This window comes from Delftia sp. DT-2, assembly GCF_028401915.1.
Taxonomy (GTDB): domain Bacteria; phylum Pseudomonadota; class Gammaproteobacteria; order Burkholderiales; family Burkholderiaceae_C; genus Comamonas; species Comamonas tsuruhatensis.
Map to the genome: position 1 here is coordinate 438234 of NZ_JAQOTI010000002.1, position 24648 is coordinate 462881.

Below are 24648 nucleotides of genomic sequence, written 5' to 3' on the forward strand. Positions count from 1 at the left end.
TGGGGGAGGAGTGGCAGGCCATCCCCTCCCGGATGGACCTACCCTGTTTTTTGCGACTCAATGTACCAAAATGTCACAAATACTCAATGCCGTCGCCGCGCGCAGCTGTCACCGCCAGGACCGCATGAAGCGCTCCCTACCGACAGCTACAACGCACACGCAAACCTTGCCTGGCGCGGGCTGCAGGCCTGCGGAGCAGGCCGCCACCAGGCAGCGCCCGTGCGCGTAAAAATACGTAACAGGAACATCCCACAAGCAGGGGCCGGCCCATCAGGCCTTGAGGAATTCGGCCTTGCCGCCCAACCAGCGGTCCACATGCCTCTGGGCCAGTTGCGGGTGCTGCTCCAGCATGCGAGGCGCCAGCTCGCGGGCCCAGTCGAGCAGCATCAGGTCCTGCTCCAGATCGGCAAAGCGCAGCATGGGAGCGCCTGATTGGCGCGCACCCAGGAATTCGCCCGGACCGCGAATCTCCAGGTCGCGCCGCGCGATCTCGAAGCCGTCGTTGGTTTCGGCCATGGCACGCAGCCGGTCCTTGGCCGTCTCGCCCAGGCGGCCGCTGTCTCCCACCGAATACAGCAGCACGCAGGCCGAAGCTGCAGCGCCCCGTCCCACGCGCCCGCGCAGCTGGTGCAGCTGCGACAGGCCAAAGCGCTCCGCATGCTCGATCACCATGAGCGAGGCATTGGGCACATCGACGCCAACTTCGATCACGGTGGTGGAGACCAGCACGCCCATGACGCCGGCCGAGAACAGCTCCATCACCGCCTTCTTCTCGGCCGTGGGCATGCGCGAATGCAGCAGGCCGACCATGACATCGGGCAGCATCTCGCTGAGGTAGGCGTGGGTGGCCGTGGCGTTGGACAGGTCCAGCGCCTCGCTTTCCTCGATCAGCGGACACACCCAGTAGACCTGGCGCCCCTGGGCGACCTGGGCGCCGATGCGTTCGATGACTTCATCCTTGCGGCTGTCGGCAATGAGCTTGGTGACGATGGGCGTACGCCCAGGCGGCAGCTCGTCGATGGTGGAGACATCCAGGTCGGCGTAGTAGCTCATGGCCAGGGTGCGCGGGATCGGGGTGGCGCTCATCATCAGCAGATGGGGCTCCATGCCCGAGGCTGCGAGTTTCTGGCGCAGCGCCAGCCGCTGGGCCACGCCGAAGCGGTGCTGCTCGTCGATGACGGCCAGCGCCAGGTTCTTGAACTCCACCTGGTCCTGGATGACGGCATGCGTGCCCACCACCAGGGCCGCCTCGCCGCTGCGGACCAGCTCCAGCATGGCGGTGCGCTCCTTCTTCTTCTGCGCGCCGGCCAGCCAGGCCACGCGCTTGCCCAGCGGGGCCAGCAGCGGCTCCAGCCAGCTGACCAGCTTGCCGAAATGCTGCTCGGCCAGGATTTCGGTGGGCGCCATCAGCGCGCACTGCCAGCCGGCCTCGATGCAGGCCACGGCCGACAGCGCCGCCACCACCGTCTTGCCCGATCCCACATCGCCCTGCAGCAGCCGGTGCATGGGCATGCGGCGCTGCATGTCGGCGAGGATCTCGCCCACCACGCGCTGCTGGGCACCGGTCAGGCCAAAGGGCAACTGGTCGAGAAACTGGCGCGCCAGTCCCTGGGCGCTGTCCATGGGCAATGCGCGCAGCACGGGCGCCCTGAGCCGCGCGCGCTCGCGCTTGGCCTCGTATTGCGACAGTTGCTGGGCCAGCAGTTCCTCGGCCTTCAGGCGCTGCCAGGCCGGATGCGAATGGTCTTCCAGCGTGGCCAGGGCCACATCGGGCGTGGGATGGTGCAGGAACTGCAGCGCGTCACGCAGGCTGAACAGCGGCGGCAGCCCGCCGTTGCCGTGGAAATGGGCCACGGGCGGGTGCTCTCCTGCGGGCAGCGTATCGGAGAGGTCGGCCCGCAGCATGGCCGTGGCCGCTGCGCGGCGGATATAGGCCTGGGGCAGTCCTGCCGCCACCGGATAGACGGGCGTGAGCGCCGTGGGCAGATCCCCTCCGGCCGCGCGGAACGCGGGGTGCAGCATCTGCCGCCCCCAGAAGCCGCCCTTGACCTCGCCGCGTATGCGCAGCCGCGCGCCCACGGACAGGGTTTTCTGGTGCGAAGGGTAGAAGCTGAAGAAGGTCAGCACGCATTCGGCCGTGCCGTCGTCCACCGTGACCTTGAGCATGCGGCGAGGGCGCAGTTGCACTTCGCTGTGGGTGACCGTGGCCTCGATCTGCACCGTATCGCCTTCGCGCGCATTGCGCAGCGCGGTGATGCGGGTCTCGTCCTCATAGCGCAGCGGCAGGTGCAGCGCCAGGTCGATGTCGCGCACCAGTCCCATTTTCTGCAGCGCCTTCTGCGCGGGACTGGCGGCAGGCCTGGCGGCGGGCTGTGCAGGCGAGGCGGCCTTGTCGCCCGAAGTGGCCGAGGCCTTGCCGGCCTTCCTGGCGCCGCCCTTGCCTGCGCCAGCCTTTGCCTTGCCGGCGCGCGCGGCCTTGCCACCAGGGGCGTCGCGCCCCAGGTCGGGAAAGGCAGAGGAGACGTTCAGGGGCATGGGCTTTCCTGTTTCAGAACATGCGCGTTGTCTGGCAGCATAGTGTATGAATATACAGGTGTAGGCAACACGCCACGTTCATGCCGGCCGGCCCTGCCCAAAGCACCCTTGACGCCCCGGGTCTCTGGGGAAGCCGCTACCATGCAGGCTGACGTTACGTAGTGTTACCCCGCCACCGAATGCCATGTTGAAGCGTATCAATGTCCAGCATGTCACTCTGGGCATGTTCCTGCACGAGTTCTGCGGCTCCTGGATGGAGCATCCCTTTTGGCGAACCCGTTTCCTGCTTCGCTCCGAGGCCGATCTCCAGCGTCTGCGCGCCACCTCCATCCAGGAGGTCTGGATCGATGTGCGCAAAGGCCTGGACGTGGGCGTGCAGGTGCCCTGCCTGCGCTTCGACCCGCAGGACGAGCTTCGCCACCAGATCCCCGACAACGCCCGCCCTGCGTCCGAGCAGAGCACGGCCCCCATCTCCACCGCCACCGAGCTGCGCCGCGCGGCCCAGACCTGCGCCCAGGCCAGGCAATTGCTGAGCCGCCTGTTCAGCGATGCGCGGCTGGGCCGGCCCGTGGACGCCTCTGCCGCCGGACAGCTGGTGGACGATGTGACGGCCTCCGTGGCACGCAATCCCCATGCGCTGATCGGCCTGGCCCGCCTGAAGACCGCCGACGACTACACCTACATGCACAGTCTGGCCGTGTGCGCGCTGATGGTGGCCCTGGCCAAGCGCATGGGCCTGGACGACCACAGCCTGCGCAAGGCCGGCATGGCCGGCCTCATGCACGATCTGGGCAAGACCGCCATTCCGGTGACCGTGCTCAACAAGCCCGGCCCGCTGGACGACGCCGAATGGGCGCTGATGCGCGCCCATCCACGCCACGGCGAGCAGCTGCTGCGCCCGCTGGGCCTGGACGACGAGGTCATCGATGCCTGCCTGCACCACCATGAAAAGGTGGACGGCAGCGGCTACCCCGACGGGCTGCAGCATGGCGACATCGGCCTGCTGGCGCGCATGACGGCGATCTGCGACGTCTACGATGCCATCACCTCGGACCGGCCCTACAAGAAGGGCTGGCCGCCTTCGGAGGCGCTGCGTCGCATGGCCGAGTGGAGTCCGCGCCATTTCGACAAGCGGCTGTTCGAGCAGTTCGTGCAGACCGTGGGCATCTACCCGCTGGGCTCGCTGGTGCGCCTGCATTCGCAGCGTCTGGCGGTGGTGGTCGATGCCTCGCCGGCCAGCCTGCTGGCGCCGCGCGTCAAGGTCTTCTATTCGCTGCGCCAGTCCTGCCGCATCACGCCGGAGATCGAGGACCTGTCCGAAAGCCAGGGCAACGACCGCATCATCGCGCGCGAAGACCCTGCGGACTGGGACTTCCCCGATCTGGAATCGCTGTGGCTGGAGTTCGAGCGCCAGCCCCAGGCCGCCATGGCCAGGTGATCACCGGCAATTCCGGGGATGACCCCAGGGTTTGCGACAATTGCCAGCTTCCGTTCAACGAACTTGGAACGGGCCATGTCCGGCCCTCAAGCACTGCATGTCCTCCCTGTCCCGTGTGTTCTCGCTCAGCGATTTCGACTTCGAGCTTCCCGAGAAGCTGATTGCCCAGCATCCTGCCGCCCAGCGCAGTGCCTCGCGCCTGCTCGACGGCCGCGACGATGCCAACCCGCCCGCCGACCGCATCTTCCACGAGCTGCCCGATCTGCTGCAGCCCGGCGACCTGCTGGTGTTCAACGACACGCGCGTGATCAAGGCGCGCATCTTCGGTGAGAAGGCCAGCGGCGGCCGGCTGGAGCTGCTGGTCGAGCGCGTGCTCGAAGGCAACGACGTCGTGGCCCACATGCGCGTCAGCAAGAAGCCCCTGCCCGGCTCGCGCATCCACCTGTGCGGCGGCAAGAACGGTGGCGGCTTCGACGCCGTGCTGCGTGGCCGCTGGCCCGACGAGAACGGCCCGCTGTTCCACCTGAGCTTTGAAGGCCCGCGCGGCGAGACGCCCCATGAGCTGATGGAGCGCTTCGGCCATCTGCCGCTGCCGCCCTACATCGAGCGCCACCAGGAAACCGGCAACGACCCCGATGCCGCCGAAGACAGCGAGCGCTACCAGACCGTCTTCGCGGCCCGCCCCGGCGCCGTGGCCGCACCCACGGCCGCCCTGCACTTCGACGACGCCGTGCTGGCCCGCCTGGCCGAGCGCGGCATCGAACGCGCCAGCGTCACGCTGCACGTGGGCGCCGGCACCTTCCAGCCCGTGAAGACCGAGAACCTGGCCGACCACCAGATGCACAGCGAGTGGTACGAAATCCCGCTGGCCACCCTGGCCGCGCTGGAACGCTGCCGCCAGCGCGGCGGCCGCATCATCGCCGTGGGCACGACCACGGTGCGCACGCTGGAGTCCTGGGCCCAGACGGGCAACTTCTCAGGCGATACGCGCATCTTCATCACACCGGGCTTCGAGTACCAGGTGGTCGATCTGCTGATCACCAACTTCCACCTGCCCAAGAGCACGCTGATGATGCTGGTCAGCGCCTTCGCCGGCTACGAGCAGGTGATGGCGCTGTACCGCCATGCGATCGCGCAGGAGTACCGCTTCTTCAGCTATGGCGACTCCATGCTGTTGAAGAAGAAAAGCACCCCCTGAGCGGCCGGCTTAGGCCCTTGCTTGGTGTCCCTCGCCTCAGGCCGCGCCAGGTTCAAGCGCCAAGCCCGAAACACCGCATGTTCAGCCAAAGTAATGGCAGAGCCTGCGGCCCTTGACCTCGTGCACGCTGACGGGGATGCCGTAGAGGGTGCTGAGGACCTCGTCCTGCACGACCTCGGCCGGCGTGCCCGCCACGGCCAGGCGGCCGTCCTTGAGCGCGATGATGTGGTCGGCGTAGCAGGAGGCGAAGTTGATGTCGTGCAGCACCATGACCACGGTCTTGCCGCGTTCGGTGACGGCGCGGCGCAGCAGGCCCATCATGCTGACGGCATGGGCCATGTCCAGGTTGTTCAGCGGCTCGTCCAGCAGGATGAAAGGCGTGTCCTGGCACAGCACCATGGCGATGTAGGCGCGCTGGCGCTGGCCGCCTGACAACTCGTCGAGAAAGCGCTCGGCCAGCGGCGTGAGCTGCAGGTACTCCAGCGCCTCGTCCACATGGCGCACATCCTCGGGGCCCAGCCGGCCCTTGCTGTGCGGAAAGCGGCCGAAGCCCACCAGGTCGCGCACCGTCAGGCGCAGCGTGCTCTGGTTGTCCTGGCGCAGGATGGCCATGATGCGCGCCAGCGCCTCGGTGGGCGTGGTGGCCACGTCGCGGCCAGCCACCAGCACCTGGCCTTCCGTGATCGGCATGAGGCGGCTGACCAGGGACAGCAGCGTGGATTTGCCGGCCCCGTTGGGGCCGATGATGGCCGTCAGCGCCCGCTCGGGCACGTTGAAGTTGAGCTCCTGCAGCACGGTCGTGCCGCCATGGCGCTTGAGCAGATCACGCACCTCGATCATTGGGTCCCCTTGCGCATGAGCAGCACGATGAAGACGATTCCACCCAGGAACTCCACCACGATGCTCAGCACGGTATTGAATTGAAAAAGCTGCTCCAGCAGCACCTGGCCGCCCATGAGCAGCACGCAGCCCCAGAGCACGGCCGCAGGCAGCACCCAGGCATGGCGGCGCGTGCCCATGGCGTGATACGCCATGTTGCTGACCAGCAGACCGAAGAAGATGACAGGCCCGACCAGGGCCGTGGACACGGCCACCATGCAGGCCACCACGGCCAGCAGCCGCAGCACGCGGCCATCGTAGTCCAGGCCCAGGCCGATGGCGGCATCGCGCCCCAGCGAGATCACGTCCAGCACGTGGCGCTGGCGCCAGATCCAGGCGCTGCCCAGCGCGATCAGCAGCAGCGACGGCACCAGCAGCTGCAGGTTCACCGCGTTGAAATTGGCGAACATGCGGTCCTGCAGCGCCGTGAACTCATTGGGATCGAGCACGCGCATGGCCAGCCCGGCCAGGCTGCGAAAGAAGATGCCGCCCACCATGCCCACCAGCAGCATCAGGTGCAGGCTGCTGGCATGGCCTACGAACAGCCAGCGCATCAGCAGCACGCTGAAGCCCACCATCAGCACGATGTTGAGCGCATAGCGCCCGACCTCGCCCATGGCGGACACGCCTGCCGCGCCCAGCATCAGCACCATGGACGCCTGCACGAACAGGTACAGCGCATCCAGCCCCATCACCGAAGGCGTGAGGATGGTGTTGTGCGACACGGTCTGGAACACCACGGTGGACAGGCCGATGGCGCAGGCCACCAGGGCCATGGTCAGTACCTTGGCGCCCCGGTGCTCCAGCACGAAGGCCCAGTCGGTCCTGACGCCCACGGTCATGAAGGCCAGCAGGCACAGCAGCGCCAGCCCTCCCAGCAGCGCCAGGCGTCGGCCCCGGCCCCAACTGCGCGCAGCCGGATCGGCGCAAGCAACGGATTGGGGCAGGCTGCTCATGCACGGCCCTTGCGGCGGCGCAGGATGAGCGCCAGGAACAGGGCACTGCCCAGCACGCCCAGCACGGTGCCCACGGGGATTTCATAGGGCGCGATCAGCATGCGCCCGACCAGATCGCACAGCAGGGTCAGGCCCGCGCCGATCAGCGCCACCCACAGCACGCTGCGGCGGACGTTGTCACCCAGGACCAGGCGCACCACGTTGGGCACGATCAGTCCCACAAAGGGAAGGCTGCCGGCCGTGACCACCACGGCGGAAGTGGCCACGGCCACCACCACCAGCCCCTGCCAGACCAGGCGCCGGTAGTTCAGGCCCAGATTGGTGGCAAAGCTCTCGCCCAGGCCGGCGACGGTGAAGCGGTCGGCCGCCAGGCAGGCCAGGGCGGTGACACCCAGCGACAACCACAGCAACTCGTAGCGGCCCTGAACCACCAGCGAGAAATCGCCGTTGGACCAGGACTTGAGCGCCTGCATCATGTCGAACTGCAGCGCCAGAAAGCTGGCGGCTGCCTCCAGCACGCCGGCCAGCACCAGGCCGACCAGGGGCACCATCCACGACGAGCGCAGCCGGATGCGCGAGAGCACGGCCAGGAACAGCGCCGTGCCCAGCAGTGCCGCCACGGCCGAAATTCCCATCTTGGCCATCACCGGCCAGTGCGGCACCCAGAGGAACGCAGCCAGCATGCCCAGGCTGGCCGACTCCACCGTGCCCACGGTGGAAGGCTCCACGAAGTGGTTGCGTGCCAGCATCTGCATGAGCAGTCCGCAGACCGCCATGGACGCGCCGGCCAGCAACAGGGCCAGGGTGCGCGGCACGCGGCTGTAGACCAGCACCTGGCTGGCCAGGTCGTCCTCGCTGCGCGACCACAGCACGCTCCAGTGCATGTCGCCCGCGCCCACCATCAGGCTGGCCAGCGACAGCGCCAGCAGCAGGCCCAGCGCGAAAAGCCAGGCAAGGGCCTGGCGAGAGGGGCGTGACATGGGCACGGCGTGCGCGGTGGCGACAGGCGGGCTCAACGCTTTGGCGTCATGTGCGGGCAAAGGCATCCGACAGTTGCTGGATATTGGCCTTCAGCGCGCCCGGCCCGGCGTTGGACAGGGTGTACCAGTTGGCTGCGTTCAGATAGACCACCTGCTTGCCGCGCCAGGCCTTGGTGGCGCGCACCAGCGGGTTGTCCAGCAGTTGCTGGGCGGTCTTGCCATCCTGGCCGATGGCCACGTCGCGGTCGATGACGAACAGCCAGTCGGGATTGGTCTTGAGCAGGAACTCGAAGGAGACCACCTGCCCATGGCGCGCCACCGTCAGGTTGTCGATGGCCGGCTTCACGCCGAACACATCGTGCAGCATGCCGAAGCGCGAGCCCGGACCGTAGGCGCTGAGCTTGCCGCCCGAGGTCAGCAGCACCAGCCCCTTGCCCGCGTTCTGCGCCTTGCCATGCAGCGCGGCGATGGCCTGCTCCACGGCCCGGACCTCGGCCTCGGCCTTGTCCTGCAGGCCGTAGACGGCGCCCAGCGTGCGGATGTTGCGGTAGATATCGGCCATCTGGTGCTGGTCGCTGACGCTCAGGTCCAGCACGGGGGCGAAGCGCGACAGCTCCTTGTACTTGGCCTCGGAGCGGCCGCCCACGATGATGAGGTCGGGCGACAGCGCCTTGACGGCCTCGTAGTCGGGCTCGAACAGGCTGCCGATGCGTGCGTATTTCGCATCGGCATAGCGGGCCAGCAGCGGCGGCATCTTGAACTCGGGCACGCCACGCACCTCGCCGCCCAGCGCCTGCAGCGTGTCCAGCGCCGCCAGCTCGAACACCAGCACGCGCACGGGCTTGAAGGGCACCTGGACCTCGCCCTTGGCGTGCGGCACGGTCACGGTCTTGCCGACCGCTGCCGTCTGCGCATGGGCCATGGACAGTGCCAGAGGCAGCGTGACCAGCATGCCCGCGCCCTGGCCCATCGTCGCCAGGATGTGGCGCCGGGAATGATTTGCATTCAAGGTGTTCATTCTTTCAATGATTGCTGTATCGCCAGGAAGTTCAAACATTGGCCTTGGCGGCCTCAGGGAAGTGCGGGCGTGCTGTCCGGCATGCGCTCGCAGGCCGGCAGGCCCTGGGCAAAGCGCCCGGGGTTGAGCAGGGCCACCAGGCCGCAGGCCAGCGATCCCTGCCATTGCAGGTAGTCATGGCTGGTTTCATGCTCGGCCTGCGTGACCTCGTAGCCCTTGGCGCGCAGCACGTCGGCCAGGTGGCGGTTGGTTTCCAGGATGCCGTCCTGCCCGCCGCGTGCACGCTCGTAGCGGCCTGCATCCAGATAGAAACGCACGGGCTGGCGCGGCTCCTGGGCATAGCGGCGCTGCACCCAGCCCGGCACCTCGCCGGCCGGCGACCACCAGAACGATCCCGACATGCTCAGCACGTTGCCGAACCAGCGCGCATTGACCAGGCCCGCATAGGCAGAGGCCAGGCCGCCGAAGCTGGAGCCGCCGATCACCGTGCGCGCCGCAGGCTGGCCCAGGCCCTGCTCCTCCACCCAGGGCATCAGCTCCTCATCCAGAAAGCGCGCGAAGGCGGTGTTGGGCGGCAATTCCCTGCCGCGTGCCTGCGGGCTGGCGTTGTCCACCAGCACCACGGCCGTGGGCGGGATCAGGCCGTCGGCCATGAGGTTGTCGATGAGGGTGGGCGTGGACACCTGCTTTGCATAGGCATTGCCGTCGAACAGCACCAGCAGCGCCTCGGGCGCCTGGCCGCCCGCCGGGCGGTAGGTCCAGACATCGCGGCTGTTGCCCAGCACGCGGCTTCGCAGGCGATGCTGCACCAGTTGTCCTTGCGCCACGCCCGCGCGCGGCGCCGTCCAGGGCTGGGGTGGGGCCTTGGGCAGCTCCAGCACGGAGGCGCCCTGGAAGACATCGATGAAGCCGCCCTCGGGCGGCTGCGGGAAGGTCTTGGGATTGAGCGGATCGCGCTGCGCCGTGGCCAGCAGGGCGCGGCGCTGCTCCATGGCCGAGCCTTCGATCAGCGGCACATCGGGCGCCAGCCGGTAGCTGAGCCTGGCGTTGTCCGCCATGCGGAAGCTGGCCCACCAGACATCGCTGCCGGGCAGATGCTGCAGCGGATCATGGTTGCCGGCCGGGCTGCCGAACAGGCGCACGCCCTGCATGCCCGCACGCGGCTGGCCGCGCCACAGGAAGGTGACCAGGGAGTGCCCCTCGGACAGAGGCTCGACCATGGGTGTTCCTTCCTCCTGCACGCGCCGCCAGAAGGCGTCGGCAGCCACACCAGCACCCGCGCCGCGCTGGATTGCCTGCGCCAGAGCCCGCAGCCGCGGGCTTTGCAGTGCCGGAGGCTCGGAGGTGGCCGAGGCCTTGTTGCCGGCAGGCGCCAGGCTGGAGGTCAGCCGCAGCGCGAAGCGCCCCGCTTCTTGCGCCTCACCGCCGGAACCGGGGTCAGCCAGGGCCACGCGCCTGGCCACCAGCCGCTGCCGTCCGGCTCCCTCCGTGACCCACATCAGCGACTGGGCGCCGCCATCAGGCCTGGCCAGGCGACGCAGGTGCCGGCCCTCGGCATCCTCCAGGTCGAGGACCACGCCCTGCCCCTCGAATTCACCCTGGACCACATGGCCGGCGGGCAGATCGACGCGCCAGGACTCGCGCCCACCGGCAGCCAGGACCCCTGTGGCCGCCTGGCCCGGCGCCAGCGTGCCCGGCCGTGCGGCCAGGGCCTGCCGCGATGCGGCTGCCGTCATGTCTTCACCGGCATGGACGGCTGCGCCCAGCAGGCACAGCAGCGAGGCGGCCACGCACAGGCCTTGTCGTGCAGCTTGCGCCATGGCGTCAGAAGTCCACCGTGGCCGAGACACGTACCGTGCGCGGGCCGCCCGTGGTGGCGAAGTTGTCGTTGAAGCTACCGGCCCAGTAGGACTTGTCGAACAGGTTCTCCACCGTGGCGCGGAAGGTGACGGGTTTGGCCGCGATGCGGGTGGCATAGCGCGCGCCCACGTCCACGCGGGTCCAGCTGGGCATCTTCAGCGTGTTGGCCGAATTCACCCATTGCGCGCCCGTGTAGATCAGGCGGCCGGTGAGCGTGGCGCCCGGCAGCGCGGGCACATCCCACTCGCCGCCCAGGTTGGCCGTCCAGCGCGGCACGCCGTAGACGCCGTAGCCGTCGCGCGCGCCGCCCTGGGTCTTGCTCTGGATGGCCTGCGTATAGGCCAGGCCGCCCAGCACGCGCGTGCCGCGCAGCGGCTCGCCGAACACATTCCACTCCAGGCCCCGGTTGCGCTGCTCGCCATCCATCAGCAGGCGGTTGGTCGCAGTCTCCACCACGGACGAAGGCCGCTCGATCTGAAACAGCGAGACCGTCTGCGTGAAATCACCCGTGCGCCACTTGGCGCCGATCTCGAACTGCTTGGTCTTGTAGGGCGCGAACACTTCGCCGGCATTGGCGTAGGTGGCGCCGACGATGGAGCCCGCGCTCAGGCCCTGCACATGGTTGGCGTACAGCGAGACCGTATCGCCCCAGGGCTTGACCACCAGGCCCAGCGCGGGCGAGATGGCATGTTCGTCATAGCGCGCCATCTTCTGGTTCACGCGCTGCAGACGCGCGCCCACGGTGAGCTGTACGGTGTCGCCACCCCAGCTCAGCGTGTCGGCCAGGGCCAGGCTGCTGAGCACGTCGTCGCGCTCCTGCTTGATGGCGCCGTAGGGGCCGGCCAGCGTGATGGGCGCAGGGTCGTAGATGTTGGTGATGTAGCTGGCGCTGGTGGCCACGGCCGCGCGGCCGCCCTTCTGGTTCATCCAGTTCACGGAGGCGACCAGCAGATGGTTCACGCTGCCCGTGCGCAGGCGCCCGCGCACGCCGAACTCGGCCGCCATGCTGTCGGTGTAGCCGTACTGGTTGTAGGTCTGACCCACGGCCGAGCCGTCGCCCTGGGCGCGCATCACCACGCGCGTGCCGTTGAGCATGCCGTCATAGGAATGCTTGCCGCTGCCCACCGAGCCGAACAGCGTCCAGTCCGCCCCCAGGTCCACCGAGCCGCGCAGCATCAGCGCATCGCTTTGCTGCTGGGCACGTATGCCCGGGAAGAGATTGGTCTTGGCGTCGGGCGCTGCAATCACCTGCTTGAGGTTCTGCATGCTGACCATCATCGGGCTGCCGTCGCGGATGTTGGAGCGGTAGCTGTAGGCATCCAGACCCAGCGTGAAACCGTCGCCCTGGTAGTCGAGCGCCAGTGCGCCCAGGCCATGGCGGCGGTTCTGGCCGTCGATCTCGGTATCGCCGCCCGAGGTGCTGCCGTTGATGCGTATGCCCAGGCGGCGTTCCGGGCCGAAGCGGCGCGACACATCGGCCTGCAGGCCCAGCTGCGAGGAGCTGCTGAGCATGGTGGTCACGCGCGTGAGGTCCCGGGCCAGCGGACGCTTGGTCACCAGGTTGATGGTGCCGCCCACGGCGCCGCCCGGCGTCATGCCGCTCAGCAGCGCACCCGGGCCCTTGAGCACTTCCACGCGCTCGATCATCTCGGTGGGCACATGGCCATCGGGCGCCAGGCCGTACAGGCCGTTGAAGCCCAGTTCCGAGGCATTCACACCCAGGCCGCGGATGGTGAAGTTCTCGTAGGCGTGGCCGGTGTTGGTGGTGAAGCGCACGGAGGGGTCGTTTTCCAGCACCGACATCAGCGTGGTCGCGTGCTGGTCGGCAATGCCTTCGGCCGTGTAGGAGGTGATGTTGAACGGCGTATCCATCACATCGCGCTGGCCCAGCACGCCCAGGCCCGCGCCCTTGGCCACCTGGCCGCCCGGCGCCACGGTGGGCAGTGCCTGGGGATCGGTGGTGCTGCGCACCGTGATCTCGCCCAGTTCGGCGTCGGCCGCCCAGGAGGCGGCGGGCAAAGCGGCAGCGGCAACCATGGCGCAGACACGGGCGATGGTGCCCAGGCCGTGGAACGGTGAAACGGGGGCGAAGGGGCTGACAGCGCCTGCGCGCGGCAGGCCGGTGCGGGAACGAGAGGACATCCGGGAGGGCTTTCAAGGCGGAAGAAAATGCGCCGCATCCAGGCCCGCAGCCCGTCGGGACACAGGCCGGATACGGCATCTGCCCGAATTATAGAAAATGAGAATTATTCTTATTTGAGAAAACAACGACAACGCACCGCGCGCAAACATGGGCGCACGGTCCGCAAACAATCCCGGGGAAAACAGTGGGGGCCAGGCAACAGGCCGCCGGCAACAGGCAGCCGGACGCCGCGACGGCGCAGACCGCTAAAAGGTGTCGCCGCGTTCCATGGCGCGGCGGTGGCGCTGCACGAATTCCTGGTAGGTGTCGATGCCGCGCAGCTGCAAGATGGCATTGCGCACGGCCGCCTCCACCAGCACGGCGATGTTGCGGCCCGCCACCACCTGGATCACCACCTTGCGCACGGGCACGCCGAGCACGTCCTGCGTCAGCGGCTCGGCTGGCAGCCGCTCGTATTCGCGCTCCATGGTTTCCTTGCGCACCAGGTGCACGATGAGCTTGAGACGCATCTTGCGGCGCACGGCCGTCTCGCCAAAGATGGCGCGGATATCGAGCAGGCCGATGCCGCGCACCTCCAGCAGGTTCTGCAGCAGCTCGGGGCACTTGCCTTCGATCGTGGTCTGGTTGATGCGGTACAGGTCCACGGCATCGTCGGCCACCAGGCCGTTGCCGCGCGTCACCAGCTCCAGCCCCAGCTCGCTCTTGCCCAGGCCCGACTCGCCCGTGATCAGCACGCCCATGCCCAGGATGTCCATGAACACGCCATGCATGGTCGTGCGGTCGGCGAAATGCTTGGCCAGGTAGGCGCGCAGCACATCGATCACGAAGGCCGACTGCTCGCGCGTGGCGAACATGGGAATGTGAGCACGCTCGCACATGGACAGCAGCGCCTCGGGCGCCGTCTGGCCATCGGCCAGCACCAGCACGGGCGGCTCCAGCGTGACGATGCGTGCCACGCGGCGCTGGCAGTCCTGCGGCGTGGCGTTGGTCAGATAGGCGATCTCACGCTCGCCCAGCACCTGCAGCCGGTAGGGATGGATGTAGTTCAGGTAGCCGACGAGATCGGCGCCCGAGCGCGCCGAGCGCACGGCCATCTCGTCGAAGCGGCGCTCCGAGGCCCCCAGGCCCGCCACCCACTCCCAGCGCAGGCTGGAGCGGAACTCCTCGAAAAGGACGTCGGCGCTGATGGCACTGGGTCTCATGGCAAGGCCCGTGAAAAGGGGAAGACGAAAGTCTAGACCAGCGGAGCGGCGGAAGACTGCCAGCCGGCAATCATTCCATGCAGCCGGGCCGCATCGCCGCAGGACTTCAGCCGCTCGCGCAGCTGGCTGTCGCTGAGCAGTTCGGCGATTTCAGAAAGGATTTCCAGATGCTTTTGCGTCGCCGCTTCGGGCACCAGCAAAAAGATCAGCAGGCCCACGGGCTGCTCATCGGGCGCATCGAAGCCAATGGGATGGTCCAGCTGGAACACGGCTGCCATCGGAGCGGTCAGCCCCTTGATGCGACCGTGGGGAATGGCCACGCCATGGCCCAGCCCCGTCGAGCCCAGGCGTTCACGCGCGAAGAGGCTGTCGGTGATGAGTGCGCGGGACAGGCCATGCAGGCTCTCGAATAGCAGACCTGCTTCTTCGAAAGCGCGCTTTTTGCTGGTGACGTCGACGCTCACGAGCACTTGAGCGGCGGGCAGGATGGAGGCAAGACGGTTCATGGTTCGGGAAACAATTATGCACCGCAGTGCCGGAAACCGTGGGGAAACCCTGACCCCCATCAAAAACCGCCCCGAAGGGCGGTGGTCGTGCGTGGCACATCAGCCACAAAAACGCAGGTATTGTAAGCGCCCGCACAGGGCCGGCGCCTTACCTGTCACCCGACTGACGCCAGGGTCAGTCCAGCATCATCGAGCCGCTTGGCCGTGCCGTAGCGGCTGCCCTGCTGGCGGGTCTTGTAGCGCACCACAAGGCGGTCCAGCTTGTCAGCCAGCGCGTCGACGGCGGCATAAAGGTCGAAGTGAGAGGTTTCGACAAAGAGATCCTGGCCCTTGACGCGCAGCGTGCAACCGGCACGTTGGCGCTTTTCCTTCTCCTTCTGGTTATGAACGGTCAGCAAGACCTTGACATCCACCACCTGGTCAAAGTGTCGAAGAATGCGTTCGAGCTTGGCCATGACGTAACTGCGCAGCGAGGGAGTGACCTCCAGGTGATGCCCACTAATCGTCAGATTCATATCTAAACACTCCTTGCTCTGGATGGAAACAGCCCGGTCCACCGGGGGACGATCCGCCGGGACAGGTGCTTGCAGGCCGGAATGCGCATTCGTTTGCTTGCGAATCCACTATGCGCCCGGGTCGGGTCAAAAGCAACGCCGCAAGCCGATAGCGCAGGACGGTGCAGGGCCTTGGAGGCGGGTTTTGCGCGCCATGCGATTGGGCGCACAATCGGCGGGTTTGCCAGGCTGCGCCCCTGGGGTGGGGGTGGCCACAGGCCGTCCGTCACCGTGAGGCGCCGTTGGGTAGAATCGCGCTCCTGCGCGTGCCGCTTGCAGCCCTCCGGCCCCTGCAGCCTCTTTGCCAGATTGCCCCTTGCCTCACATGACCACCCAGTCCCGTCCCTCCGCCCTGCACACTTCCAACATTGCCTCGCTGCCGCTGCTCGCGCGCGGCAAGGTGCGCGACAACTATGCCGTGGGCGATGACCGCATCCTGATGGTGGCCTCGGACCGCCTCTCGGCCTTTGACGTGATCATGGGCGAGCCCATCCCCGGCAAGGGCGAGCTGCTGACGCAGATGGCGCTGTTCTGGTTCGACAAACTCGGCCACATCTGCCCCAACCACCTGACCGGCGAAGCGCCCGAATCCGTGGTCACGCCCGCCGAAGTGCCCCAGGTCACGGGCCGCTCCATGCTGGTCAAGCGCCTCAAGCCCGTGCTGATCGAGGCCGTGGTGCGCGGCTACCTGGCCGGCAGCGGCTGGAAGGAATACCAGGAATCGCGCTCGGTCTGCGGCGTTCCCCTGCCCGAAGGCCTGACCAACGCCGCCAAGCTGCCCGAGCCCATCTACACGCCGGCCGCCAAGGCCGAGATGGGCGACCATGACGAGAACATCACCTACGAGCGCACGGTGGAGATGGTCGGCGAGAAGCTGGCCTCCCAGATCCGCGATACAGCCATCCGCATCTACAAGGAAGCTGCGGCCATCGCCCTCGAAAAGGGCATGATCATTGCCGACACCAAGTTCGAATTCGGCCTGGACGAAAACGGCGAACTGGTGCTGATGGACGAGGTGCTCACGCCCGACAGCTCGCGCTACTGGCCCGTGGAAGGCTATGCCCAGGCGCTGGCCAAGGGCGAGAACCCGCCCAGCTACGACAAGCAGTTCGTGCGCGACTGGCTGGAGCAGGCCCAGGTCAACGGCAAGCCCTGGGACAAGAGCGCCCCGGCGCCCCGCCTGCCCCAGGAGGTGACCGAGAAGACGGCCGCCAAGTACCGCGAAGCGCTGCAGCGCCTGACGGCCTGAGCTGCAGCCTGCCTGTCCCCGCAAAAGAGAGCTTCGGCTCTCTTTTTCATTGCGCGGGCCCGTTTCTGCAGCCGGTCACGTTGGCGTCACCGACACTGCCACAATGCTCGTTCCCTCTGACTTTTTTCGAAGGAGCAAGCACATGGCCGGCAAGAAGATTCTGATGATCTGCGGAGACTACTGCGAGGACTACGAAACCATGGTCCCGTTCCAGGCCCTGCAGGCCGTGGGACACACGGTGCACGCGGTCTGCCCCGACAAGAAGGCGGGGGACCACATCAAGACGGCCATCCATGATTTCGAGGGCGCCCAGACCTACAGCGAAAAGCCCGGCCACAACTTCACGCTCAACGCCAGCTTCGCCGACATCAAGCCCGAGCAGTACGACGCCCTGGTGATCCCCGGCGGACGCGGCCCTGAATACCTGCGCAACTACGATGCCGTGCGCGCCGCCGTGCGCCACTTCTTCGACAACAACAAGCCCGTGGCCGCCGTCTGCCATGGCGCCCAGCTGCTGGCCGGCGCCGGCGTGCTCAAGGGCCGCACCTGCTCGGCCTACCCGGCCTGCCGTGCCGAGGTCGAACTGGCCGGCGGCACCTACGCCGATATCGGCGTGGACCAGGCGCACACCGAAGGCAATCTGGTCAGCGCCCCCGCCTGGCCGGCCCATCCGGCCTGGATCGCACAGTTCCTGTCCCTGCTGGGCACGCGCATCAGCCACGGCTGAGCACGCAGCCGCCGTTGGCGCCGGGCGGATCAGCCGCCCCAGCGCACCAGCACGATGCCGCCGAACACCAGGGCCGAGGCCAGCATGCGCACGCGGCCCGGGCGCTCGCGCATCAGCCAGGCGGCAATCCAGCCTGCAAACAGCACGCTGCTTTCACGCAGTGCAGACACCAGCCCCATGGGCGCCTGCGACAGCGCCCAGGTCGCCATCCAGCTGGCGCTCAGCTGCATGGCGGCGGCCAGGGCGCACAGGCGCCAGGTGCGTGCATCGGCGCGCAGCACGGCAGGACCGCGCCGCCAGGCAACGATCAGCACCGTGGCCAGGCCATCGCCCAGCGTGAGCAGGGCCGCATAGAGCAACGCGGAACCGGATGCGCGCGCACCCAGCCCGTCGATGACCGTGTAGCAGGCAATCATGGCGCCCGTGGCCAGCGCATGGCCGCTGCCGCCATAACCGCTGGCCGCGCCGCTGCGCAACGACAGCGCCAGCACGCCCAGCGACAGGCACAGCACGCCGGCCAGCCCGGTCGCGCCCGGCCACTCACCGGCCAGCAGCGCCGCGCCCAGCGTGACGAACAGTGGCGCACTGCCACGTGCCACCGGGTAGACCACGCCGAACTCGCCATGCTGGTAGGCCCGCGGCAGCACGAAGTGGTAGACGGTGTGCACGGCCACCGAAGCCGCCAGCCACCACCACACCGATGCATCCCACAGCGCCGCCGCACGCCAGTCCAGCCAGGGCAGCACCAGCAGAGACCACAGGCTGGCCAGCCCCGTGGTCAGCGCCATGGCGACCATCTTGTCGCCGCCCAGCTTGATGGCGCTGTTCCATCCCGCATTCATCAGCGCGGCCCCCAGGGCCGCGGCCAGCACCGCGTTGCTCAATTCCATTCCATGGCCTCGTTCCTGATACGGGACGGGATGATGGATTCGCACCCAGATTAGATAAAGTCGAATCTTCGGAACCTTATCTTCAGGAAACCTGATGCGACGCCTGAACCTCGACCAGCTCCAGACCCTGGTGGCCGTGGCCGACCTGGGTACCCTGGCCGCCGCGGCCCAGGCCCTGCACCTGTCGCCGCCTGCCGTCAGCCTGCACATCCAGGAGCTGGAAGCGCGCCTGGACACACCGCTGCTGGTGCGCGGCAAGCGCCAGGCGCAGCTGACGCCTGCGGGCGAACTGCTGGCCGAAGGCGGACGCCGCCTGCTGGCAGACAGCGAATCCCTGCTGCGCCAGGTGCGCAAGCGTGCCGAGGGCTTTGGCGCCAGCGTGCGCATAGGCGCCTCGGCCGGCGTCAGCCCCCTGCTGCTGCCCGAACTGCTGCAATGGCTGGCCGAGCACGCACCGAGCGTGGAGCTGCGCCTGGAAGTCGTGAGCTCGGCCCAGGCCATGCAGCGCCTGGCGGCCGGCAGCCTGGACCTGGCCCTGGTCGGCCTGCCCCAGCCCGTGGCTGCGGGGCTCGAGGTGCTGGCCTGGCGCAACGACCCCATGGAGCTGTTCGCGCCGCCGCAGATGCCGCTGCCCGACCAGATCACGCCCGAATGGCTCAACGCCCAGCCCTGGATAGGCTTTGCCGCCGGCACCCAGATGCACCGCCTGCTGTCGCAATGGTTTGCCCAGGCCGGCCTGCTACCCCAGCCGCGCATGGAGATGAGTTATCCCGAAGGCATACGCGCCCTGGTCGCCGCAGGCCACGGTCCCACCGTCCTGCCACGCGAGGAGCCCATGGACGCCGTCAGCCGCACCCTTCAGCAGCGCGGGCTGAGTCCCGCCCTGACACGCCCGCTGGGTCTGGCCTGCCGCAGCGCCTCGCAGCAAGACCCGGCCGTGCAGGCCGTGGTGCGCGGGTTGATGCGATTTGCCGATCCCGTACGGAAGTAGGCGCTACAGCCCGGCCTCCTGCAGCACCCACGCACGCAGGGCCTCGATGGCCGGCCGGCCCTGGCTGCGCCGGGGGTAGAGCAGGTTGTAGGCATAGGCCGGGCCCAGGCCCACGGCGATGTCGAACAGGCGCACCAGGCGGCCGCGGGCCAGGTCTTCGGCCACCAGGTCCTGCTCGACCAGGCCCACGGCGCCGCCGTCCAGCACGGCCTGCACGACATGGCTGGAGTCGGTGAATGCGATGCAGCGGCCTGCGTCCAGGCCCTCCACGCCGGCCGCTGCCATCCACATCGGCCAGTTCGGCCAGACCTGGCCGTCCACCATGCAGTCCACGTGGCACAGCGTGTGGCCCAGCAGGTCGGCGGGGCTGGCCAGCGGCGGGCCGGACTGCAGCAGGGCCGGGCTGCAGACGGGGATCACCCTGGCGTCGAACAGGCGCACCGCCAGGGTGTGCGCATCACGGCCGGTGCCGAAGCGGATGCCGGCATCAATGTCATCGGCGTCGAAGTCGCGCACCTCGTCGCTGATGTCAAAGCTCAGTTCGATCTGCGGATGCGCGGCGCGAAAGCGCGGCAGCCGGGGCAGCAGCCACTGCGTGGCAAAGCGCGCGCCCAGCGACAGGCGCAGCCGCGTCTCGCCCCGGGCCAGCTGGCGCGCCCGGGCGGTGGCGCGCCGCAGCAGGCCCAGCGCCTCGGCCGTGGCCTCCAGCAGCACGCTGCCTGCGGGCGTGAGCTGCATGCTGCGGCTGTTGCGCGTGAAGAGGACGAGGCCCAGCTGTTCCTCCATCTCCTTGATCTGGTGGCTGACCGCCGCCGGGGTCAGTCCCAGTTCGTCGGCCGCACGCGTGAAGTTCAGGTGGCGCCCTGCGGCCTCGAAGCTGCGCAGGGCGCGCGTGCCCGGTGGAAGCTGGCGCATGGATCTTCAAATCTTTCTTGATGGAGCATCGAATACTACTTGCTTCCTCTTTTGGAACCGCCATCGAACAATCAAGAAAATTTGTTGATGGATGAATCCATGGAAACCGCCTCTTTCTTCACCAGCCTTATCGATGGACAGCCCGCGACGGCGGCCGAACTCGCCGCCCTGGCCTTTGCAGGCCATGCCCATTTCACGGCCATGCAGGTGCGCGGCGGCAGGCTGCGCGGGCTGGACCTGCATCTGCAGCGCTTGCGCCAGGCCTCGCTGGAGCTGTACGGCCAGGCCTTGTCCGATGACCATGTCCAGGCACAGCTGCGGAAGGCGCTTGCCAACGGCCCGCAGGATGTGTCGCTGACCGCCACGGTGTACTCGCCTGCCGGTGAATTCACGGCCGCCGATGCGCGGCCGCGCATGCTGGTGCGGACCTCGGCACCCGCCTCGGGCCCTGCCGGGCCCTTGAGCCTGGCGCTGTTCGAGCATGAACGCATGCTGCCCCACCTCAAGCATGTGGGCGAGGTGGCGAAGACGCATCTGCTGCGTCGCGCCGTAGCCCAGGGCTTTGACGATGCCGCCTTTGCCGATCGCCACGGCCGTATTGGCGAGGCCACCATCTGGAACCTGGCCTTCTGGGATGGAGATGCCGTGGTCTGGCCGCGCGCCCAGGTGCTGCCGGGCACGACCGAGTCCATGCTGCGCCGCCAGCTGCAGCGCATGGGCGTGGCGCAGCGCGAGGCCGTTCTGACCCTGGCCGACCTGCCCGACATGGCCGGCGCCGTGGTGATGAATTCATGGTCCCCCGGCATTGCTGTCAGGCGCCTGGCCGATGTGCATCTGCCGGATGCGCCCGGCTTCGTGCAGTTGCTGCACCGCGCGCATGCGGCCGAGGAGCCGGTTGCACCCTGAGCCCTCGCCATGAAAAAAGGGAGCCGCAAGGCTCCCCGTCTCTTCACCGGCGCGCGGCCGGACTCAGTTCAGCGCCATGCTGAGCTTGCGGCGGTAGCCGTTGACCAGCTGCGTGGCCTCGTCCTGCTCGGCCGCGCCCTTGCCCAGCAGCTCGATGCCGCCGCTGCTCTTGCCGGGGATGGCGTCCTGCTTCTTGGGCTTCGGGGGTGTGAGCAGCTCCAGGATGCCCACATAGAGCTTGCGCGCGGCCTGGCCGTTCCATTCCTTGTCGCGCATGATGATTTCCAGCAGCTCGTCCATGCTGGCTGCCCACTGGCCTTCGGCGGCCAGGGCCTGGGCCTTGCCGAAGCGGGTGTCGAAGTCGCGCTTGTTCTGTGCGATGACGGCATCGAACTGGGCAAACTCCCAGTTGCCGCGATCGTCGTTGTGCACGAAGAGCATGCACTGCAGCCATTGGTTGAGCGCCTCGAAGCGCGTGGGCTGGGGAATGCGCTTGAGCGGCTCGGTCAGCAGGGCGCCGGCCTCTTCGTAGCCGCCCGTGGCGATCAGCAGGCGCACGTAGTCGAAGCGCGCATCGTCGTTGGCTGGGTCGGCGGCCAGCGCATCGGCCAGCTTTTGCAGGGCGGCCTGCGTGTCGCCGGCTTCCAGCAGCTGGTGGGCCTCGTCGGCTTCGGCCTCGGCCGCCAGCTCGCCTTCGGAGGGCAGGTGCTTGTCCAGGAACTCGCGCAGCTTGCCTTCGGGCTGGGCGCCCATGAAGCCGTCCACGGGCCGGCCGCCCATCATCAGGATGCAGGTCGGGATGGAGCGGATGCCGAACATGCCGGCCAGCTGCTGCTCCTGGTCGGAATCGATCTTGACCAGCTTGAAGCGGCCTTCGTAGGCCACTTCCAGCTTTTCCAGGATGGGGCCCAGCGTCTTGCACGGGCCGCACCAGGGCGCCCAGAAGTCGACGAGCACCGGCACCTGCATGGAGGCGGCGACGACTTCGGCTTCGAAATTCTCAATGGTGACATCAATCATGTGATCAGACCCTGTGGCAAGGCGCGCGGCCAGGGCGCGCGAACTGTGGCGGTTCGGAGTTCGGCGGCCGGATGCCTCCGATGCGGACCGTGTGATTCTCCAGCAATTCCATGGCGTGGGCGCCATGGACGGCAACCACCCCAGTTGGGAGCCGGCTGCGTGCATTTCAAGCCGCCCGGCCGGGGACGAGGCGCGGCAGCGCTGGGCTATATTGGCGCGCTGAGCCGCCATTGCGGCCTGCCATCAACACAATGAGGGAGGGCTCGCCTTGATCAAGGTTTCGCAGCTGGTGTTCGAGTACCCGGGCCACCGCGCGCTGGACGGCGTCAGCGTCCATATCGCCGCAGGCACCGTCACGGCCCTGGTAGGGCCCAACGGCGCCGGAAAATCCACGCTGATGCGCTGCATCGCCGGGCTGGACCAGCCGCTGTCGGGCCAGGTCGAGGTGCATGGCATTGCCGTGCAGGAGCAGCCCCGCGAAGTGCACCGGCACCTGGGCTATCTGTCGGATTTCTTCGGCCTCTATGACCGCCTGAGCGTGCGGCGCTGCCTGCAGTACGCAGCCCTGTCCATGGGCGTGCCCCCGTCCGAGGCGCCGCAGCGCGTGGCGCACGTGGCCGGGCAGCTGGGCCTGGCCGACCTGCTGGAGCGCCTGCCCACCGAGCTGTCTCGCGGCCAGCGCCAGCGCGTGGCCATCGGCCAGGCCATCGTCCACCAGCCGCGCGTGCTGCTGCTGGACGAGCCGGCCAGCGGCCTGGACCCCGAGGCACGCGCCAGCCTGTCCCGGCTGATGCGTGCGCTGCAGGCCCAGGGCATGACCCTGATCGTCTCCAGCCACATCCTCAGCGAACTGGACGAGTACTGCACCCACATCCTGAGCCTGCGCGGCGGCCGCGTGGAAAGCCACGAGGCCCTGCACGGCGGCATCAAGTCACCTGCCGCCGGCGACGATGCCCCGCTGGCACTGTACGCGCTGGAGCTGGCGCCGCCCCCGGGTGCCTCGGCCGGGTCGCTGGCACGGCAGCTGCATCTGGTCCTTCCCGACACCCCTGTGCCGCCGCCCGATGACCAGGGCCTGGTGCACCTGCAGCTGTGGCTGCCCACCCTGCCGCGCGAGCGCGCCGATCTGCTGGCCCGCCTGGTCGGTACCGGCCTGCCCGTGGCCAGCCTGGCCCCGGTGCGCGAGCGCCTGCAGGACCGCTATGCGCGCGGCCTGCAGAACGCAGCAACCCCCACGCCTGCGGAGCAGCCATGACGCACAACCCCGAATTCCAGCGCCAGCTCTGGCTCAACTGGCGGCCGTCCCAGCTGGGCTGGAGCCTGCTGCTCACCGCCTTGCTGCTGGCCACGCCAATGGCCCTGGTCCAGCCCGACCGCCGCCTGCACACGCTGCTGATCGCCGCCCTGGTCGGCATGTGGATCGCCGCGGCCGGCCTGGGCAGCGTGCTGGCCGGACGCGGCCTCAACGAGGAAGCGCGCCAGCACACCTGGGACTGGCAGCGCCTGTCGGCCCTCACGCCCTGGCAGATGGCCTGGGGCAAGCTGCTGGGCGCCCCGCTGCCGGCCTGGCTGTACATGCTGTGGTGCGCGCTGGCCGTGCTGGCCACCTCGGCAGGCCAGCCGGGCGGGCTGGCCTGGGGCGTGCACGCCGTGCTGCAGGCCGTGCTGTGGGGCCTGGCCCTGCAGGCCTGGAGCATGCACTCCGTGCTCATGGGCTGGGGGCCGAAGGAGCAGCCCGCGCGCCGCATCCGCTTCGTGCTGGTGCCGCTGCTGTTCGTGATGGTGCTGCCCGGCCCCATCCTGGGCCGGTTGACCGAGCAGCTGGGCCGCGAGGAAGGCCGCCCTGTGCTGTGGTGGTCCGTGCCGCTGCACGGGCGCGGCGCCATCTACCTGTTCGGCGCCATCGCGCTGGGGCTGGGCCTGCTGGCCCTGTGGCGGCTGCTGTGCACGCGGCTGGATGTGCGCACCCTGCCCTGGGCCTGGCCGCTGGGCCTGTGCGTGGCGGGCCTGGCCTTTGGCGGCATGCACCTCGATGCAATGCAGTTGCAGGGCCCCGGTCCGGCCTCCTTCTTCGCATGGACCACGGGGCTGGCGCTGGCGGGCACGGCCTATGTCTGCCTGCACGGCATGGACGAAGGCCTGCGCAGCTGGCGCCAGGTGCAATGGTGCGTGTTGCAGGGGCGCTGGCGTGGCGCGCTCGAGGCCCTGCCGCTGTGGCCTGTGAGCTGGCTGCTGGCCGTGCAGGCCTGTGCGCTGTGGCTGCTGTGGCCCGCAGGCGGCCAGCCCATCCTGCCCGGTACAGCCCAGTTGGCGGCACTGGCAACGGCGCAGTTGCTGCGTGATGCCGCGCTGGCCACGGGCTTTTCCCTGCTGGCCGGGCGCATCAAGTCGCCGCTGGCCGCGTTCGCCGTCACCTGGCTGCTGGTCAACATCGTGCTGCCGCTGCTGGCCTTTGGCCTGGCCGGGGCCGATGCCGCCATGCTGGCCCAGCCGCTGGCAGCCGGCCTGACAAAGCCCGTCACCAGTGGAATGTGGCTGTCGCTGGCCGTGCAGGTGGGGCTGGCCCTGGCCTGGCTGGCCCATGTGTTTCGCCAGCGCGTGCTGGGTTTTGCGCGCGAGCAGCACACGGCTGTGCGGTGATTTGGCGCATGGATTACGCGAATTAGGACTAAAAAAGTAAA

General features: G+C 68.3%; 21 protein-coding genes. 8 read left to right on the forward strand and 13 right to left on the reverse strand.

Translation table 11 applies throughout. The annotated features are described in order from the left end of the window. Positions 1 to 270: 270 nt before the first annotated feature. On the reverse strand, positions 271 to 2535 hold the full coding sequence (gene recG / locus PO605_RS04515; RefSeq protein WP_047472614.1) for an ATP-dependent DNA helicase RecG: 2265 nt from the start codon (positions 2533 to 2535) through the stop codon (positions 271 to 273). A gap of 184 nt (positions 2536 to 2719) precedes the next feature. Here recG and PO605_RS04520 point away from each other — a divergent pair, with 184 nt between their 5' ends. Beyond that, a complete protein-coding gene (locus tag PO605_RS04520) occupies positions 2720 to 3973 on the forward strand; it encodes an HD-GYP domain-containing protein (RefSeq protein ID WP_047472613.1) in 1254 nt (417 codons plus the stop codon). 97 nt (positions 3974 to 4070) lie between these two features. Further along, positions 4071 to 5171 (forward strand): tRNA preQ1(34) S-adenosylmethionine ribosyltransferase-isomerase QueA, encoded by a 1101-nt coding sequence (queA, locus tag PO605_RS04525; protein WP_016449150.1) that lies wholly within the window; start codon positions 4071 to 4073, stop codon positions 5169 to 5171. 81 nt (positions 5172 to 5252) lie between these two features. Here the strand turns inward: queA and PO605_RS04530 are convergent, their stop codons facing one another. The 9 genes from PO605_RS04530 to hpf form a co-directional block, all read right to left on the reverse strand. Beyond that, positions 5253 to 6011, reverse strand: a complete 759-nt coding sequence (locus tag PO605_RS04530; RefSeq protein WP_034363473.1) for an iron ABC transporter ATP-binding protein — start codon at positions 6009 to 6011, stop codon at positions 5253 to 5255. Then, positions 6008 to 7006 (reverse strand): iron chelate uptake ABC transporter family permease subunit, encoded by a 999-nt coding sequence (locus tag PO605_RS04535; RefSeq protein WP_047217905.1) that lies wholly within the window; start codon positions 7004 to 7006, stop codon positions 6008 to 6010. The genes PO605_RS04530 and PO605_RS04535 overlap by 4 nt, the downstream gene beginning before the upstream one ends. Further along, the gene (locus PO605_RS04540; protein WP_047472617.1) at positions 7003 to 7986 is read right to left on the reverse strand and encodes an ABC transporter permease; all 984 of its coding nucleotides are present in this window, start codon (positions 7984 to 7986) and stop codon (positions 7003 to 7005) included. Before PO605_RS04540 ends, PO605_RS04535 begins: the two co-directional genes overlap by 4 nt. A gap of 46 nt (positions 7987 to 8032) precedes the next feature. Continuing rightward, the gene (locus tag PO605_RS04545; protein WP_349303797.1) at positions 8033 to 9004 is read right to left on the reverse strand and encodes a siderophore ABC transporter substrate-binding protein; all 972 of its coding nucleotides are present in this window, start codon (positions 9002 to 9004) and stop codon (positions 8033 to 8035) included. Positions 9005 to 9057: 53 nt separating this feature from the next. Continuing rightward, a complete protein-coding gene (gene fes / locus PO605_RS04550) occupies positions 9058 to 10824 on the reverse strand; it encodes an enterochelin esterase (protein ID WP_272206142.1) in 1767 nt (588 codons plus the stop codon). Between the two features lie 4 nt (positions 10825 to 10828). Continuing rightward, a complete protein-coding gene (locus PO605_RS04555) occupies positions 10829 to 13006 on the reverse strand; it encodes a TonB-dependent receptor (RefSeq protein ID WP_272206143.1) in 2178 nt (725 codons plus the stop codon). Positions 13007 to 13252: 246 nt separating this feature from the next. Beyond that, positions 13253 to 14209, reverse strand: coding sequence for an HPr(Ser) kinase/phosphatase (hprK, locus tag PO605_RS04560; protein WP_016449143.1), 957 nt, complete (start codon positions 14207 to 14209; stop codon positions 13253 to 13255). Positions 14210 to 14241: 32 nt separating this feature from the next. Beyond that, the gene (locus PO605_RS04565; protein WP_016452020.1) at positions 14242 to 14715 is read right to left on the reverse strand and encodes a PTS sugar transporter subunit IIA; all 474 of its coding nucleotides are present in this window, start codon (positions 14713 to 14715) and stop codon (positions 14242 to 14244) included. Positions 14716 to 14870: 155 nt separating this feature from the next. Next, positions 14871 to 15230: a ribosome hibernation-promoting factor, HPF/YfiA family gene (gene hpf / locus PO605_RS04570; protein WP_016449141.1), complete on the reverse strand. Its 360-nt coding sequence runs from the start codon at positions 15228 to 15230 to the stop codon at positions 14871 to 14873. A 364-nt stretch (positions 15231 to 15594) separates the two neighbouring features. On the opposite strand from hpf, the gene PO605_RS04575 reads away from it, so the two are divergent. Both PO605_RS04575 and PO605_RS04580 read left to right on the forward strand, forming a co-directional pair. Beyond that, positions 15595 to 16518 (forward strand): phosphoribosylaminoimidazolesuccinocarboxamide synthase, encoded by a 924-nt coding sequence (locus tag PO605_RS04575; RefSeq protein ID WP_016449140.1) that lies wholly within the window; start codon positions 15595 to 15597, stop codon positions 16516 to 16518. Positions 16519 to 16660: 142 nt separating this feature from the next. After that, complete coding sequence (locus tag PO605_RS04580; protein WP_016449139.1) at positions 16661 to 17245, forward strand: DJ-1/PfpI family protein; 585 nt, start codon at positions 16661 to 16663, stop codon at positions 17243 to 17245. 29 nt (positions 17246 to 17274) lie between these two features. Here PO605_RS04580 and PO605_RS04585 read toward each other — a convergent pair whose 3' ends face one another. Further along, the gene (locus PO605_RS04585) at positions 17275 to 18135 is read right to left on the reverse strand and encodes a DMT family transporter (protein ID WP_047472388.1); all 861 of its coding nucleotides are present in this window, start codon (positions 18133 to 18135) and stop codon (positions 17275 to 17277) included. A 94-nt stretch (positions 18136 to 18229) separates the two neighbouring features. Between PO605_RS04585 and PO605_RS04590 the strand changes: the two genes are divergently transcribed. Further along, on the forward strand, positions 18230 to 19126 hold the full coding sequence (locus PO605_RS04590; RefSeq protein ID WP_017406462.1) for a LysR family transcriptional regulator: 897 nt from the start codon (positions 18230 to 18232) through the stop codon (positions 19124 to 19126). A gap of 3 nt (positions 19127 to 19129) precedes the next feature. Here the strand turns inward: PO605_RS04590 and PO605_RS04595 are convergent, their stop codons facing one another. Beyond that, on the reverse strand, positions 19130 to 20041 hold the full coding sequence (locus PO605_RS04595) for a LysR substrate-binding domain-containing protein (protein ID WP_272206144.1): 912 nt from the start codon (positions 20039 to 20041) through the stop codon (positions 19130 to 19132). A gap of 99 nt (positions 20042 to 20140) precedes the next feature. Between PO605_RS04595 and PO605_RS04600 the strand changes: the two genes are divergently transcribed. After that, the gene (locus tag PO605_RS04600; RefSeq protein ID WP_047473336.1) at positions 20141 to 20947 is read left to right on the forward strand and encodes an aminotransferase class IV family protein; all 807 of its coding nucleotides are present in this window, start codon (positions 20141 to 20143) and stop codon (positions 20945 to 20947) included. A 63-nt stretch (positions 20948 to 21010) separates the two neighbouring features. Here PO605_RS04600 and trxA read toward each other — a convergent pair whose 3' ends face one another. Beyond that, a complete protein-coding gene (gene trxA / locus PO605_RS04605; protein ID WP_016449132.1) occupies positions 21011 to 21967 on the reverse strand; it encodes a thioredoxin in 957 nt (318 codons plus the stop codon). Between the two features lie 268 nt (positions 21968 to 22235). On the opposite strand from trxA, the gene PO605_RS04610 reads away from it, so the two are divergent. Together PO605_RS04610 and PO605_RS04615 are read left to right on the forward strand one after the other, a co-directional pair. Beyond that, positions 22236 to 23222 (forward strand): ABC transporter ATP-binding protein, encoded by a 987-nt coding sequence (locus PO605_RS04610; protein ID WP_043789141.1) that lies wholly within the window; start codon positions 22236 to 22238, stop codon positions 23220 to 23222. Continuing rightward, positions 23219 to 24607 (forward strand): hypothetical protein, encoded by a 1389-nt coding sequence (locus PO605_RS04615; protein WP_047470695.1) that lies wholly within the window; start codon positions 23219 to 23221, stop codon positions 24605 to 24607. Before PO605_RS04610 ends, PO605_RS04615 begins: the two co-directional genes overlap by 4 nt. The last annotated feature ends 41 nt before the right edge of the window (positions 24608 to 24648 follow it).